This is a genomic window from Halorubrum aidingense JCM 13560 (assembly GCF_000336995.1).
GTDB lineage: Archaea > Halobacteriota > Halobacteria > Halobacteriales > Haloferacaceae > Halorubrum > Halorubrum aidingense.
In genome coordinates this window covers 372,436-386,134 of sequence record NZ_AOJI01000022.1, presented here as the reverse complement: position 1 = coordinate 386,134, position 13,699 = coordinate 372,436, and the positions used below count along the sequence as shown (strand labels likewise).

Here is a 13,699-nt window from a genome sequence, read left to right as displayed (position 1 = left end):
GGGCCCGAGCGGGTCCGGTCCGGCGACGCCCGCTACCGACCGCTCGCGATCAGGCTCGCGACGCGGTCGCCGTCGGACCGGATCCGGTCTGCGAGCTCTGAGACCTGCGCCAACACGGGGTACCGCGGTCCGTCGGTGGGCGCGTACAGGTAGCCGTAGAACGCCCGGTCCGCGTTCGGGGTCGCGGCGATGTCGGGCGTCATCGGCGGGTCGTCGAGGGCGCGCTGTCGCGTGGCGGCGATCTCCTCACACTCGTCTTCGAGCCCGTCGAACCGCTCCCAGACGTCGATCGCGGCGTCGGTCCGGTCGCCGGCGATGCCGTCGAGGTGTTCGAGGAGCCGGCGCCGGCGGCGGTCCACGCAGGTCAGATCGGTTTCGACCTGGGTGAGCGCGTCTATCTCCGCTCCGATCGCGTCTGCCAGCGAGGACCGCGCCGTCGCAGCCTGTCGGCTCCGACTGACGAGCGCGGACTGGGCGCCGGTCGAGAGGGTTCCGTTCGACGCCAGCGCGGTCGCGGTGTCGGGGCCCAACTCCGCCGCGAGGCTCTCGGGGATGGTCTCGTCGTACTCCGCCCGGTAATGTGGTAACGACATGACGGTGTCGCGGTACGCGGCGAGCACGCGCCGCAGTCGCACGTCCCCGCCGCCGCCCGGGCGGCTCCCCGAGCCGGCGACTCGATCGACTCGGTGTATTCGGGCGACCGTGCCGCCGTCGCTCGACGTCGGCGGCTCCGTCGGGGCCGGGTCGAGGTCGGCGATTCGGTCGGCGAATTCGGTGAACGCGTCTCCCTCGTCGAGAACGCGCCGTCGCTCGCGTCGGGCGGCGGTCTTGGCGTCGCGAAGGTACGCGAACGCGACGAGGGCGACGATGCCGGCGAAGACGGCGGCGGTGATCGCTCCGGGTTCGGTCGCGACCTCCCCGAGCTCACACGAGAGGCTCGCGCACTCGACCGTCCTCGGATCCCCAGTCGGGATCCGAAAGGCGGCCGTCGAGCCCGGATTGGCACTCATTGTACGCGTTAACACGGTGCGTACACAAAGCGTTTTCGTCCGATCCGCTCTCGGGCGTAACGAACCGCGGATCGCGTCGCGACGAACCGCCGGCAACACTCGCGCTGCCGGCGGACCGGGATGAGCGGTGCTACTGTCGGCGAGGAGAGAATCACCGTCGACAAGAAGAGAATCGCGAGCGGCGAGGAGAGAATCGCGAGCGGCGAGGTGGGAAACTGCCGAGGCGTGATCGGGCGGGAGCCGGCTACTCGACGACGCCCTCGTCGGTGATCACGGTGTCGATCATTCCGATGGGGGTCGCGTCGTAGCTCGGGTTCTCGATCGTGACGCCCTCGACCGGCTCGCGCATCACCTCGACGGCGTCGCGGAACTCGTTCTCGAAGCGGAACTCCTCGATGGTTTTCGCGCCGGAGCCGACGGCGATGACGGGAACGCCGAGTTCGCGGGCGGTGACGACGAGCGGGAACGTGCCGATCCGGTTGTAGTACGTCCCGCCGGTGATACAGGTGATACCGAGGAGGACGCGGTCGCAGGCGCGGAGCGCGTACCCCATCGCGCTGTCGACGACCATCCGCACGTCGACGCGGGACATGCCGGCGAGCACGCGAGCGGTCTTCCGCCCGAGGGTGCGCGGACGCGCCTCGGTGACGTAGACGGTCAAGTGGGCGCCGTCGTGCACGGCGTTCTCGATGGTCTCGAGCACGGTCGTCGAGTAGTCGTGGACGAGCAGGGTGTCGCCGTCCTCGATGCGTTCCGCGGCGTGGGCGGCGGCTTCGCCCTTGGCCGTCTCGATGTCGTCGATGACTCGGGCGATCACGTCCTCCAAGCGCTGTTTGGCGCCCTCGACGGTCGTCGTCTCGCCGACGATAGAGCGCTCGACGTCGCGCATCGCGTTGTGGAGCGCGGCGTGGGAGGGATTCGAGCGCCGCAGCACGCCCGCGTTGTGTTCGAGGTCGCGCTCGAACTCGTCGACCGTGACGTACTCTCGATCGAGCAGTTCCGCCAGCGCCTGCGTCGCCTTCACGGCCACCGCCGACGTGCTGTGGGTCCGCATCGCCCGGATCTCGGCGACGGTCTCGTCGATCATACTCGAAGGGTCGTCGTCCCAATTAAAAGGGGTTCCGGGCCTCCCGCCGCCGATCCGGGACCCGGATCGGCGCACGTCTCCAGTCCCGTCACCCGGATTGTGCGTACGTCTCCAGTCCCGTCACCCGCCCGTCCGCGACCGTGAAGACGTCCACGAACGCGAACAGCTCGTCGCCGGCCGCGTCGAGCAGCCGGCCGCAGACCGCCACGCCCGGCCCCTCGGGGAACACCGCGTCGACGGCGTGCGTCGTGTCCGTCAGCGGCCGCTCGTCGCGCATGAACGTCACGAACCGGTCGCGGCCCTCGAACGTCCGATCGGGCCGGTGCTGGACGAACGCCGGATCGAGGAGGTCCGCGAGCCGATCGTACTCCCCCGCGTCGAGGGCGTCGTAGTAGGCGCGAGCGAGCGATTCGGGGTCGGCCGCCAGCGCGTCGCCGGCGACGTAGCCGTCCGCTTCGCTGCCGACCGGCTCGGCGAGGTCGACGAGCGCGAGCCACCGCAGGAGCCGGTTCGCGCGCTCGCGCCACGACTCCTCCCAGTCCGGGTCCCGGGCGCGGTCGTGTCGGGGGACGGACTCCCGGGTCCGTTCGAACAGCCCGTCCGGCGTGACCGGGTCGGCGGGCGTGGCCGCCCGCAGCGCGTCGAGCGCCTCCGGGACGAGGAGGACCCGCCCACGGAGGCCCGTCCGGACTAGGTCGGGGGTCGGTTCCGCGTCGGTCCGGACGAACCCCCGCGAGGTTTCCCGGACCAGCCCGAGCGCCCGAAGGAACGCGAGCCAGTCGTTCGCGACCTGACGGTTCGGGAGGTCCCGTCGGTCGCGGAGCCGGGCACAGCAGTCGTCGGTGCGCTCCGGGACGAGCGGCACCGCTCGTTGGTACTCGCGGAGGTCGGCGAGGGCGGTCGGCGGTTCGGGAACCGGTTTGAGTCGCATCGGGCGAGCGACCTCCGATCAGCGGTAGTCGAACGACTCCGCGAGCAGCTCCTCGTCCGTTTCGCCGACGGTGTAGACGGGGCCGTCGACGACATCGACGGTGACCGTCGCGGGCGCGAAGACGCTCTCGGACACCTCGTAGAAGTCCCAGTCGGCGTCCTCGAACACCTCGACGAACGGCGTGCCGTACTCCTCGCGGGCCGTCGAGACGATCTGGTCGAAGCGGTCGTCGTCGCGGGCGACCTGCAGGTGGACCTCGCCGCCGTAGGCCAGGGCGTCGTTCGTCCGGCCCATCGCGAGGTTCTCGTCGCGGGTGACGGGCGCCATCGGGGCGGCGCCGGACGCGTGGAGCACGTCGGTGGGTTCGTAGCCGAGTTCCAGCAGGCGGAAGACGGCGAGTTCGGCGGCGCGCGCCGCGGTCGCGACCGATCCGGCGGTCGAGCCGGTCGCGTACGTCGGAAGGAAGACGCCCTCGGCGTCGACCTCGGCGAGGTCGGCGATGTGTTCCGCGACCTCCTCGGTGGGAAGCGTCGTCGACTCGATAGTCAGCGTCGCGAACTCCGAGGAGTCGTAGTAGCCGACGCGTTCGAACTCGGTCTCTCGGCCGACGAGCGCGCGGGCCGGGCCCGAGCCGAGCCCCTCGAACCCGTCCTCGAAGGCGAGCTCCCAGCCGGCCTTCTGCGAGCAGAGCAGCGCGACGGCGGGGTGATCGGTCGACAGCTCGACGTACTGGCGCGGGGCGCCCGCGACCTCGCCCATGCGGGTGCGGAGGTTCGCGAGCCCGGCGGTCTGGATCTCGGCGAGGAGGAGACCGGCCTCCACGCCGCCGTTCGCGTCGACGCCGAAGTCGACGACGGTGGCGCCGTTGTCCAGCTCGTAGCCGACGACGTCGAGTTCGCCGGCGAAGTCGAGCGCCTCGTCGACGAGCTCGATCGCAGTCCGATTGATGCTTTCCATATCCGACCCTTCTCGCTCGCCCATTAAGGGGCTTGTCTGTCGCCGTCGCCGGTTACGCCTCTATTTCGACGTCGACGCCCTCGATCGGATCGATGCGGAAGACGTACTCGTCGTACGCGTGGTCCAAGTTGGCGGGCCCCTCCGCGACCGTATGCTCGACACAGAGCAGCGCGGTCGCCTCCACGGCGCCTTTGCCCGTGTCCTCCTGATAGCGTTCGGTGACCGAGAACGCGGCGGGCTCGGTACAGCCGCGACGGTAACACTCCGGCGGCGTGTCGTCTTCCGGCTCCGGCTCGTCGCCGCGCGCTCGGGCCTCGGAGATGTCGCGCTGGATCCGGCGGCGCTCCGCGTCGCGCGCCTGCTTGTCGCGTCCCGATTTGGTGTCCGGCATACGTCACGTGTCGGCCCACGCCGGGATAATGCTACGGGCGACTCGAGGAACCGATCACCGGTCACCAGAAGCCGCCGTCCGGTCCCCTCGGACCGCGAGGCGCGCGCTGGCGGGGGTCCGGATCGATCTCCACCAGCTCCGTCTCGGCGCGGGGTTCGACCTCGCGGCCCGCCTCGTAGCGGACGAAGGACAGGTAGAACGGCTCGCCGCAGCCGACGCCGTCGGCGTCGGGCTCACGGTCCGGCTCGTCGCCGCCGATGTCGGTGCCGCGCACCCCGTCGTGGGGGTCCCAGACGACGCCGTCGCTCTCGCCGCACACGAATCGGACGCCGTCGACGCTGTCCGCGCTGCCCGCACCGTCCGCGCCGTCCGCGCCGTCCGCGCCGTCGCCCCGCTCGTCGCCGTCCTCGAACGGCTCCGTGGGGGCGACGTACCGCCAGCCTTCGAGCGGATACGGCGTCACCGACTTGTCCGCGAGGTAGCCGTCGCGATCGAGTTCGACGAGCGTTCCGCAGTGCGGACAGTAGTAGGTGACCGGGTAGCTCATACCCGAGGTACGAGTCGCCCCGCTAAACACCCGTCGCCGGTGGCCGCGGTGGCGGCAGTGGCGACGGTAGCCGTGGCGACGGTGTCCGGTCGGCCGGTCAGATCGCGGTGACCCACGCCCGGTACGTCTCGTCGAGGTCGTACACCTCGCGGAACGCGCGCTCGATGAACCCGGCCACGCGGTTGGCGTCGGAGCGCGCGGTGACGACCACGTTCGTCCCCTCGGCGTCCTCCGGGCTGACGAGGTCGTCGATCCGGAACTCGGGGAACTCCCCGAGCAGGTCTTTCAGTCGCTCCAGCTCGTCGTCGGTGCAGTCGAGGACGAGTTCCGTGCCAGCGAGCTGGATCCAGGGCGGCACCTCGCCGCCGTCGGTGACGTCGCTCTCGGGGTCGACGTCGACGGTCATCACGTCGCTCGACCGGCTCCGGTGGGCGGCCGCCGCGTCCGCGAACAGCTGCAGCCGCTCCGCCTCGGTCGCGGCGTCGAATCGGGTCATACCGCACGTCGGCGCCGGCGGCTCTTAAAAATCCGCCACTCCCGTTCGGTCTCTGCTACTCCCGTTCGGTCTCGGTCAGCACGTCCTCGACGATCGACAGGGTCCGTTCCGCCTCGCGCACGCGGTCGTCGACGACGCCGCGCTCGATGAGCGCGAGTTCCGGCCCGTCGAGCGCGTCGCTCACCACCGCCGCGCGGCGGAGCCGCTCGAACTCGTCGTCTCGGGCGAGTTCGCGGATCGAGCGCAGCGTCGCCACCGTCTCGTCGTCCGCGACCCGCGAGACCAGCGGGACCAGCTCGTCGACCGCGTACGCCAGCGCGTCGCCCTCCTCGGGAGGCCAGTCGAGCGTCAGCGGCTCGGCGTCGAGCCGCTCGATGTAGGTCCGGTGAACCGCGACCGCGGTCCGGAGCGCCCCGGGGTCGTCGACGTAGTGCTCCAGCTTGGAGTTCGAGTAGTCGGCGTACTCGAGCAGCGTCGGCAGCGGCTCCTCGCCGGCGGCGTACTGGGCGACGTACTCGGTCAGGTCCGTCGGCGGCACGTCCACGTCGACGAACGGCGTCCCGTCCGCGCGGTCGAGGAAGGCGAAGACGTCGCGGGCCGACGCGGACTTATAAAACGCCTCGAACGCCTCGCGGACCGCCGCGTTGTACTCCGCGATCGGATCGCGGAGGCGATCGACGTCGGCGTCGAGGTCGGCGTCGGCCATCGCCGCGACCTCGCGAAGCTCGTCGAGCCGCCCCTCGAGCGCCTTCCGGGCGTCGACGGCGGCCTTGCGCGCGGCACGGTAGTCGTCCACGGCCTCGTCGCGCTCGGTCAGCAGTTCGAGGTACTCCCCGGCGGGTTCGAGCGCCTCGCGGGCCGCGTCGAAGTCGCGCTCCGAGAGCCGCCGTTTGTCCACCGCTTCGTCGGCGGCGGCGAACGCGTCGGCCGCCAGCGCGTCGTCGCCCACGTCGACCGCGTGCGCGAACTCCCCCTCGAACTGGACGTACGAGCCGAAGTCGCCGGTGCCGACCGCGTCCTCCTCGTACTGGTCGAGCACCCGGTGAGCCTGCCGGTACGCGTCGACCGCGGCGTCGACCCGCTCGGGACCGAGGTCGGCGATCCGCCCTTCGATCCGGCGGAGGTCGTCGTACCGCTCGCGGAGCGCCGCGGCCGCCTCCCCGGCCTCGGCGATCGGGTCCGTCGCGTCGGCCGCGTCGGTCGCGTCGGAATCGCCCGCCGCGCGACCCATTCAGTACACCTCGTCCGGGTCGAAGACGCGCTCGCCGACGTGCTCGCCGTCGACCGTCCGATGGAAACACGACCGGTGGCCGGTGTGGCACGCGCCGACGCACTGGTCGACGAGGTACAGCAGGGTGTCGGCGTCGCAGTCGACGCGGATCTCGCGGACGTCCTGCGTGTGCCCGGAGGAGCCGCCCTTGTGCCACAGTTCGTCGCGTGACCGCGAGTAGTAGTGCGCCTCGCCCGTCTCGCGGGTCCGTTCCAACGCCTCCGGGGAGACGTACGCGAGCATCAGCACCTCGCCCGAATCGGCGTCCTGGGCGATCGCGGGCACGAGCCCGTCGTCGCCGAAATCGACCTCGATCGCGTCAGGCACGGTCGCCTCGTCGGCCCGGTCGTTCTCCCCCGTCTCCGCGTCGCGCTCGCTCATGTTTCGGCGGACGCGCGGGGGTCGAATAGGCCTTGTGTCTGTCCCCGTCTCACGGGGAGACGCGCCGCCTCACGCCCGCCGCAACACGAGCGCGTCGCCGTCGGCGTACACGTCTTCGCGCCGGTCGACGACCTCGAATCCCAGCCCGTCGTACAGCGCGAGCGCGCCGTCGTTGTCGGGGTGCGCCTGCAGCGTCACCGGACCGTCCGCGTCGCCGATGACGGCGGCGAGCAGTCCGCGGGCGCGCCCCTCACGTCGGTACTCGGGGTCGACGACGAGTTCCGCGAGGTGGACGCCGACCGCGTTCGGAGCGTCGATCGGGAGCAGATACCCGGCGATCCGTCCGTCGGCGACGCTCACGAGCGCCGCGCCGACCGCGAGCCCGTACTCCAAGAGTTCGGGATTCGGCTGCCGGAGGTGCGACTGGAGGTCGCGGATCGCCGCCGCGTCCCGCGGACGGGCGGCGCGAACGCGGGGGTCGGGAGGCTCGGTCGCGGCCGTCATCTCACAGCACCACCCCGACCGCGGCCCCGACGGCGACCGCCACGATCGCCCCCGACAGCGTCGCGAGGAAGTTCACGGCCTGGTTGCCGACCCGATCGCCCTCGATCAGGGCGCCGAGGAGGCTGTCGACGGTCATTCCGGCGACGCCCGCGAGGACGACGATCGCGCCGCCCGAAACGGCGTCTCCGAGCGGCATTCCGACCGCGGCGAGCCCGCCGACGACGAGCGCGCCCGCGAGCCCAGCCACCTCGCCCTGCCAGGTGACCGCGCCGTCGGTTCCGGGCGCGACCGGCTTGAGCGTCGTGACGAGCCGAGGTCGGTCGTACAGCCCGCCGATCTCGGAGGAGAGCGTGTCCGCCATCGCGGTCGCGGTCGCGCCGGCGAACGCGAACCCGAACAGCGACGGCGGCACGTTGACGTGGGCGCTCGCCGCGTAGCCGACGACGGCGGCGAGCGCGACCGCCGAGTTGGCGAGGACGTTGCCGGTGCCCCGGGCGCCCTCGTTCTCTTGGGCGACGCCGCGGTCCGCCTTCTCGTCGAACCGGTACTTCGAGGCGAGCCCCCCGATCGCGTAAAACGACATGAGGGTGACGAACCAGCCGATCCCGCCGAGCACGACCGCCAGCAGCGCGGCCAGCACGCCCGTCAGCATGCCGGGAACGGACGCCGTTCCGAGCGCGAACGAGACGTAGCCGAGCACGGCGGTCACGCCGAGCCCGAAGGCGATGAGCGGGGCGCTGACCGTCGGGGCCAAGACGATGAACCCCCAGACCGCGAACGCGACGAGAATGACGGTGATGTGCGCGTCCCGGGCGAACACCAGCGACCTGACGAACGCGGCCGTCAACGCCGCCACGGCCGCCAAGAAGATGAGACCCGGAAGCGCGGCGCCGACGGTGGCGACGGAGACGCCTCCCCCGACGACGAGGCCGGACGCGCCGGCCGCGTTCACGCCTTCCGCGACGGGGGGCGCTTGGAGCCGCACGAGAAGCTGTCCGGCGAGGGCGGCGACGGTCCCCCCGGCGACGTACGCCGCGACGAGCGGGAACTCGTCTGCGGTCTGCGGGCTGACGAGTTCGCGGCCGAGTCGACCCCCGCCGACCGCTAGTGTCGCGGCCGCGAACGCCTCGTACGGGAGGGGAACGGGAGCGATCGAGGCGAACAGCGCGAGCCCGCCGCCGGCGAGTGCGAAGGCGACGAGTCCGTAGAGTCGCTCCGCTTCTTCGTCGCCCGGGAGCGCGAGGGTCTCGAACCAGTCGCCGTCGCGGATCCCGAAGAAGGCGAGGCCGGCGACGGCGAGGAACGGCACGGCCGCGGCGTCACCGAGCGCCGGCGCGAAGACCGCGAGCGCGGCCACCGCGGCGAAGATACTCGCACGTCGAAGCCTCGGTATCACACCCCCGGCTACCCGGGACGAGCACTTAACGGTCCCGACAGCGGCCGCTCTCTCGGCGCGCTCGCTGGTCGGTCGAACGGGACACAAACGACGGATCGCCGACGAACGGCCTCAGTACCGGTACTCGTTGAACTGCACCGCGTGCCCTTCGAGCACGCGCACCGCCCGCTCCGGGTCTTCCTCGTCGTCGCCGGATCCGTCCTCGTGTGAGTCAACCACTCCCATGTTCGAGCGGTTGCAGCTATCTTATATAAATATTTTCCACGCGGCGGAAGTGAGAGTCGCGGCGAACGCGCCGGGAGCTCCTGATCTGTGGGGCCGCGGCGAAACAGTAACCGGTGTGCGCGCTCGCGCCGCGACCGGTTCGATCAGTCGATGACGCGTCCGATCTGTCCGAGGTCGTCGAGCACGTGATCGGGGGACACGTCGGCCGCCGCGAGCGTCTCGTCGTCCGTGACGCCGGAGCGGACGAGCACGGTCGTCATCCCGGCGCGCTCGCCGAGCGCGATGTCCGTGTTGAGCCGGTCGCCGACGACGAGACACTCCTCGGGCGGGTACGGGAGCCGCTCGCGGACCATCTCGATCGCCGGATCCGACGGCTTCCCGAGCACGACGTCGGGGTCGCGCTCGGCGACGCCGGCGATGGCGTTGATCACGGCTCCCGACCCGGGCACGTCGCGCCCGGGCGCCGGAATAACGACGTCGGGATCGGTTCCGATGAACGGCACGTCGCGGTCGAGCGTCCAGAGCGCGGTACAGAGGTCGTCGTAGTCGAACTCGTGATCGATCGAGGCGACGAGCGCGTCGGCGGTGTCGACGTCGTCCGTCGTGGCGAGCCCGGCCGCCGCGAACTGGTCGAACAGCCCCGGTGCGCCGATACACAGGAGCTCGTCGTCCGCGTGGTGGTCGCACAGGTATCGCGTCGTCACCGTCCCGGCCGTGAACACCTGCTCGGCGTCGACCTCGTAGCCCGCCGCGCCGAGCCGGTCGACGTACGCCGGCGGCGCCTTCGTCGGATTGTTCGAGACGAACAGCGTCTCGATCCCGGCCTCGCGGAGCCGCCGGTACCCCGCCGGCGCGCCGGGTATCGGTTCGTCGCCCCGCACGACCGTGCCGTCGACGTCGAGGACGGCGCCGCTGAATCCCATGGAGGGAGTCGGAGCGCGACGGCCGTAGGGGTTACGCACCGAACGCCCCGAAGTTCCTCGACGGCACGAGCGGCTCCCACGCTCCGACCGGTCGCGGCCCGAATCGCTGAATCGGCCGGTTCTGGGCCGTCGAGCCGGTCGGTGACGAAAGAAGCCGAGGTTCCAGAAACGATACGGGTTTCAGCTTCGGGATAACGGAAGCGTAAAGCGGCATCGCTCCCAACTGACGGCCACTGTGACGACGACCCAAGTCACTCTCGTCCAGATCGACAACTACGGCCCGTGGACGGTGACGCCGGAACCGCGACGGGAGATGGACCTGCAAACCCTCCAGTCGCGGCTGTTCGCCGACATCGCTCAGTTCCTCGGTCACCGCGACGCGTACGTCTTCTTCACGCGCTTCGACAACATGATCGCGGTGACGAACGGCGTCGACGGCGCCGCCCACGCGACGCTCCAGGAGTCGATCGGGAACCGGTACCCGGTGACGGTCAGCCTCGGCACCGCGGTCGCCGAGCGACCGGTCGACGCCCTGGAGGCGGCCAACCACCGACTGCAGACCGTCGGGAGCGCACAGGACGAGGCGCGCGTCGAGGTGCTCGACGGCGAGTACCTCACGGAGACGACCGGGTCGGACCTGCAGATCGCGCACTTCGACGTGGTCAACGCCACGGGGAAGTACACCGATCGGCTCAACGAGTTCGACACGTTCATCAACATCGAACAGGCCTACGCCTCGCTGATGCGGTATCTCCGGGAGACGCACGGCGCGCTCTCGTTTTTCGTCGGCGGCGACAACATCATCGCCGTCTGCCCGGACCTCCCCGAGTCGGCCTTCGCCGACGCGGTCGCCCACGTCGAGCGGGACGTCGACGTCGAACTACAGGTCGGCGTCGGCCGCGGCGCGTCCGCCCACGAGGCCGGCTTCGCGGCCAAACACGCCTTAGAGGACTGCCGCCTCGACGGCACGAGCGTCGAACTGTTCGGCGCCCCGGCCGTCAGCGACTGACCGCCTGCCGTCGATACCGGACCGGTTCGACGGGATTCACGTCAGATATCTATTCTGATAATCCGGCTGTGACGTTTTTATACACCTACTGGGAATCGTCAGCTAACATGTCCGACGACATCGTGTTCGTCTGCACGGCAGACGACTGTACCGAAGGGCCGTGGGAGGGATCTCACGACGCGATGGCACACTGCTCCGAGCATCCCGACCACGGCTACACCGGCCGCCCGCGGGTCGACGTCGACGACGTCATCCCGGCGACGGCGACGCGGAAGCGCGACAACCGCAACCTCCAGCACAAGGGGCACCCGAAGGGTGCGTTCGCGCAGGACGACTGACCGCGACCACGGGACCGACGACATCGCGTCCGTTCGAGTCCGCGACTGGCGACGTCTTCCCGCGATGAAGCCGGCCGACCACCGAGACGGCTAAGCCCGCTGTCGGGCCGACTGTCGTGTGCACCGTTCACTGCTCGACGCGACGAGCTGCCGAATTCTGCGTCCGTTACGATCTGTCGAGCGCGCGCTTCGCGGCCCCCGCCGCTCGGTAGAGCGTGTACGCGACCGACAGCACGACGACGGCGAGCGCGGCGGCCGCGGCGGCGAGCACGGGAAGGCTCGCCGGCTCAGCCAGTTGCCGATCGCTCCCGCAGCTTCCGCATCCGTCGTCGCCGCACGATCCGCACCCGCTCCCGTCGTCGGTGCTCGACGCGGTCGCGTCGGCGGCCGTCTCCCCGGGCGCGTCGCCGGGTGCGCCGACCGACGACGTCGGTTCGACCGCGATCTCGTGGTCCGCGGCCCGGGACTCGTCGTCGGCCGGCGCGTCGCTCTCCGAACCGGCCTCCGTTTCGGTCTCCGCCTCGAACCGTTCCTCGTCGAACATCTGCGGCGCGTGCGCGTACAGCGATTCGAGCCCCGACTCGATCGCCTCGCGGTCCTCGTGACCGACCGCGAACGCGGCCAGTTCGGCGGCCGTCTCGCGGGCGCGCTCGGGGCGGTTCGTCTCCACGTAGGCCCGGGCCGCGTCGAACATCGCCCGGCTCCGCCAGTGGGCGAACACCGGGTTGTCGTACCGGCGGTCGAGCGCTTCGAGCCGTTCGAGTTTCTCCTCCCCGGCCGCCACGTCGCCGTCGTAGAAGGACGCCCGTGCCGAGAAGAACGTCGCCACCGCCGCCCACGTCGCGCTGGACGCGGTCGCGAGCCGTTCGTGGTAGTCGGCGGTCTGAGCCGCCCAGTGTTCGACGCGTCCGACGTCCGCCACCTCGAAGCTGGCGCGCGTCGCGTTCGCGGTCGCGACCGGGAGCCAGCGGGTGATCTCCGACTCGTGTGCCGGGTACCGGTCGGCGAGCGCTTCGATCCGTCCGATCCGGTCTTCGATCGTCTCGACGTCGGTTCGCTTGGCGTCCGCGTTCGTCCGGCCGGCGAGGATTCCGGCCAGCCCGGCGGCCACCTCGCCGTCCGGGTGCGTCTTGAACAGATCTTCGGCGCGGGCGAGGCGGTCGCGCGCCGGTCCGTCGCCGTTTGGCCCGTCCGGTTGCTCTTCGTGCGAGGCCGCTCCGTCCTCTCTGTCGTCTTCGCCTACGCCCGAATCACCGTCGGGGGAGTCAGCGTCGAGGGAATCAGCGTCGAGAGAGTCAGCGCCGAGGTACAGTTCGGCGTGCGCGTACGCCCGGAGCAGCGACGCGGCGACGTCCGGTTCCGGGTGGGCGTCGTACACCGTTTCGAGTCGGTCCAGAAGCGGTCCGATCCGACCGGGCCGCTCGGCCGTTCCGTTCGCGTGGACCGTCTGTGCCGTCGCGCGGGCCAGCGGTGCGGCGATCACCGGCTCCGGTCGGCGTTCGTACAGCTCCTCGATCCGGTCGCGGTAGGCCTCCAACCGGTCGGGGTCGATCGCGGTCTCGTAAACGTCGGCGCGGCCGTGTACCTCGGTCGCGTTCGCGAGCGCGCTCGCGAGGTGGATATCGACGTCGGATCCCGGTCTGGCGGCGCGTAACCGGTCCAGTCGCGCGATCAGCTCGGCTTCCGCGTCGAACTCACCCCGGGCCCCGTACGCGTCGGCGAGCGCGACGAGGGCGTCGGTCAGCTGTGCGCACTCCTCGTCGCTCAGCGTCGCCGGCGGCGTCGAGTCGAAGGTCTCGATACGGCCCTCGAGCTCGCCGACGGAGCGGGTGTCGTTAGGTACCATGTGGGTGCTACCGTCCCGTTGGCGCGGGCGGCACTAAACCCTCGCCTTCGAACGGTTCCGCCGCCGACCAGTCCGGGCCGTCGACGTGCGAGGGAACGCCCGTGCGTCGGCCGAACGGGGCGCTACGCCCCCTCGAACAGCCCGAGATCCTCGGCGACGAGATCGGCGAGCTGATCTTTCAGCGCGGGGTCGACCTCGGCGATCTCCTCGCCGTCGTGTTTGCCGTCGTTGTGCCTGGTGAGCGCGTCCGCCACGTCCGACAGCGGCACGCGCGTCTCCGTCTCGCACTCGGTGCACACGATCGGGACGGACGGTTCGTCGGTGGACATTGTCCGCATACTCGCGGCTCCGTCGTATAGACCTTCGGGACCGATCGGCGGACGAGGCG

Annotated in this window: 16 protein-coding genes and 1 pseudogene; 2 read left to right on the top strand and 15 right to left on the bottom strand. The window is 70.9% G+C overall.

Going from position 1 to position 13,699, the window contains the following annotated elements:
- Positions 1-32: 32 nt before the first annotated feature.
- The 13 genes and pseudogenes from C461_RS08755 to C461_RS08695 form a co-directional block, all read right to left on the bottom strand.
- The gene (locus C461_RS08755; protein ID WP_008000446.1) at positions 33-1,010 is read right to left on the bottom strand and encodes a DUF7260 family protein; all 978 of its coding nucleotides are present in this window, start codon (positions 1,008-1,010) and stop codon (positions 33-35) included.
- A 244-nt stretch (positions 1,011-1,254) separates the two neighbouring features.
- Entirely contained in the window at positions 1,255-2,097 is an 843-nt protein-coding gene (locus C461_RS08750) for a translation initiation factor eIF-2B (protein ID WP_008000445.1), read from the bottom strand.
- An 88-nt stretch (positions 2,098-2,185) separates the two neighbouring features.
- The gene (locus C461_RS15950) at positions 2,186-2,524 is read right to left on the bottom strand and encodes a nuclear transport factor 2 family protein (protein WP_049906478.1); all 339 of its coding nucleotides are present in this window, start codon (positions 2,522-2,524) and stop codon (positions 2,186-2,188) included.
- A pseudogene (locus tag C461_RS15520) lies at positions 2,522-3,028 on the bottom strand (hypothetical protein); the annotation flags it as partial. The gene C461_RS15950 and the pseudogene C461_RS15520, both read right to left, overlap by 3 nt.
- Positions 3,029-3,046: 18 nt before the next feature.
- Positions 3,047-3,985 (bottom strand): methenyltetrahydromethanopterin cyclohydrolase, encoded by a 939-nt coding sequence (gene mch / locus C461_RS08735; RefSeq protein ID WP_008000443.1) that lies wholly within the window; start codon positions 3,983-3,985, stop codon positions 3,047-3,049.
- Positions 3,986-4,037: 52 nt separating this feature from the next.
- Complete coding sequence (locus C461_RS08730; protein ID WP_008000442.1) at positions 4,038-4,376, bottom strand: hypothetical protein; 339 nt, start codon at positions 4,374-4,376, stop codon at positions 4,038-4,040.
- Positions 4,377-4,437: 61 nt separating this feature from the next.
- On the bottom strand, positions 4,438-4,923 hold the full coding sequence (locus C461_RS08725; RefSeq protein WP_008000441.1) for a hypothetical protein: 486 nt from the start codon (positions 4,921-4,923) through the stop codon (positions 4,438-4,440).
- Positions 4,924-5,020: 97 nt separating this feature from the next.
- Positions 5,021-5,419, bottom strand: coding sequence for a hypothetical protein (locus C461_RS08720; protein ID WP_008000440.1), 399 nt, complete (start codon positions 5,417-5,419; stop codon positions 5,021-5,023).
- A 55-nt stretch (positions 5,420-5,474) separates the two neighbouring features.
- Entirely contained in the window at positions 5,475-6,650 is a 1,176-nt protein-coding gene (locus tag C461_RS08715) for a DUF7118 family protein (RefSeq protein ID WP_008000439.1), read from the bottom strand.
- Positions 6,651-7,070 (bottom strand): phosphoribosyl-AMP cyclohydrolase, encoded by a 420-nt coding sequence (hisI, locus tag C461_RS08710; RefSeq protein WP_008000437.1) that lies wholly within the window; start codon positions 7,068-7,070, stop codon positions 6,651-6,653.
- A 69-nt stretch (positions 7,071-7,139) separates the two neighbouring features.
- Complete coding sequence (locus C461_RS08705) at positions 7,140-7,574, bottom strand: GNAT family N-acetyltransferase (RefSeq protein WP_008000435.1); 435 nt, start codon at positions 7,572-7,574, stop codon at positions 7,140-7,142.
- Position 7,575: 1 nt separating this feature from the next.
- The gene (locus tag C461_RS08700) at positions 7,576-8,970 is read right to left on the bottom strand and encodes a DUF92 domain-containing protein (RefSeq protein ID WP_049906448.1); all 1,395 of its coding nucleotides are present in this window, start codon (positions 8,968-8,970) and stop codon (positions 7,576-7,578) included.
- A gap of 368 nt (positions 8,971-9,338) precedes the next feature.
- Entirely contained in the window at positions 9,339-10,118 is a 780-nt protein-coding gene (locus tag C461_RS08695; RefSeq protein ID WP_008000428.1) for an HAD-IIA family hydrolase, read from the bottom strand.
- Positions 10,119-10,353: 235 nt separating this feature from the next.
- On the opposite strand from C461_RS08695, the gene C461_RS08690 reads away from it, so the two are divergent.
- Positions 10,354-11,127 carry a GTP cyclohydrolase III gene (locus tag C461_RS08690; RefSeq protein WP_008000426.1) on the top strand — a complete coding sequence of 258 codons (774 nt, stop codon included), beginning with the start codon at positions 10,354-10,356 and terminating at the stop codon, positions 11,125-11,127.
- A 107-nt stretch (positions 11,128-11,234) separates the two neighbouring features.
- Positions 11,235-11,465, top strand: a complete 231-nt coding sequence (locus tag C461_RS08685) for a hypothetical protein (protein ID WP_008000424.1) — start codon at positions 11,235-11,237, stop codon at positions 11,463-11,465.
- Between the two features lie 166 nt (positions 11,466-11,631).
- Here the strand turns inward: C461_RS08685 and C461_RS08680 are convergent, their stop codons facing one another.
- Together C461_RS08680 and C461_RS08675 are read right to left on the bottom strand one after the other, a co-directional pair.
- The gene (locus tag C461_RS08680) at positions 11,632-13,311 is read right to left on the bottom strand and encodes a hypothetical protein (protein ID WP_008000422.1); all 1,680 of its coding nucleotides are present in this window, start codon (positions 13,309-13,311) and stop codon (positions 11,632-11,634) included.
- A gap of 122 nt (positions 13,312-13,433) precedes the next feature.
- Positions 13,434-13,640 (bottom strand): hypothetical protein, encoded by a 207-nt coding sequence (locus C461_RS08675; protein ID WP_008000421.1) that lies wholly within the window; start codon positions 13,638-13,640, stop codon positions 13,434-13,436.
- Between the last annotated feature and the right edge of the window lie 59 nt (positions 13,641-13,699).

Coding starts and splice junctions, on each gene's coding strand:
- C461_RS08755 (WP_008000446.1), bottom strand. CDS start 1,010: ATGAGTGCCAATCCGGGCTCGACGGCCGCCTTTCGGATCCCGACTGGG.
- C461_RS08750 (WP_008000445.1), bottom strand. CDS start 2,097: ATGATCGACGAGACCGTCGCCGAGATCCGGGCGATGCGGACCCACAGC.
- mch (WP_008000443.1), bottom strand. CDS start 3,985: ATGGAAAGCATCAATCGGACTGCGATCGAGCTCGTCGACGAGGCGCTC.
- C461_RS08730 (WP_008000442.1), bottom strand. CDS start 4,376: ATGCCGGACACCAAATCGGGACGCGACAAGCAGGCGCGCGACGCGGAG.
- C461_RS08725 (WP_008000441.1), bottom strand. CDS start 4,923: ATGAGCTACCCGGTCACCTACTACTGTCCGCACTGCGGAACGCTCGTC.
- C461_RS08720 (WP_008000440.1), bottom strand. CDS start 5,419: ATGACCCGATTCGACGCCGCGACCGAGGCGGAGCGGCTGCAGCTGTTC.
- C461_RS08715 (WP_008000439.1), bottom strand. CDS start 6,650: ATGGGTCGCGCGGCGGGCGATTCCGACGCGACCGACGCGGCCGACGCG.
- hisI (WP_008000437.1), bottom strand. CDS start 7,070: ATGAGCGAGCGCGACGCGGAGACGGGGGAGAACGACCGGGCCGACGAG.
- C461_RS08705 (WP_008000435.1), bottom strand. CDS start 7,574: ATGACGGCCGCGACCGAGCCTCCCGACCCCCGCGTTCGCGCCGCCCGT.
- C461_RS08695 (WP_008000428.1), bottom strand. CDS start 10,118: ATGGGATTCAGCGGCGCCGTCCTCGACGTCGACGGCACGGTCGTGCGG.
- C461_RS08685 (WP_008000424.1), top strand. CDS start 11,235: ATGTCCGACGACATCGTGTTCGTCTGCACGGCAGACGACTGTACCGAA.
- C461_RS08680 (WP_008000422.1), bottom strand. CDS start 13,311: ATGGTACCTAACGACACCCGCTCCGTCGGCGAGCTCGAGGGCCGTATC.
- C461_RS08675 (WP_008000421.1), bottom strand. CDS start 13,640: ATGTCCACCGACGAACCGTCCGTCCCGATCGTGTGCACCGAGTGCGAG.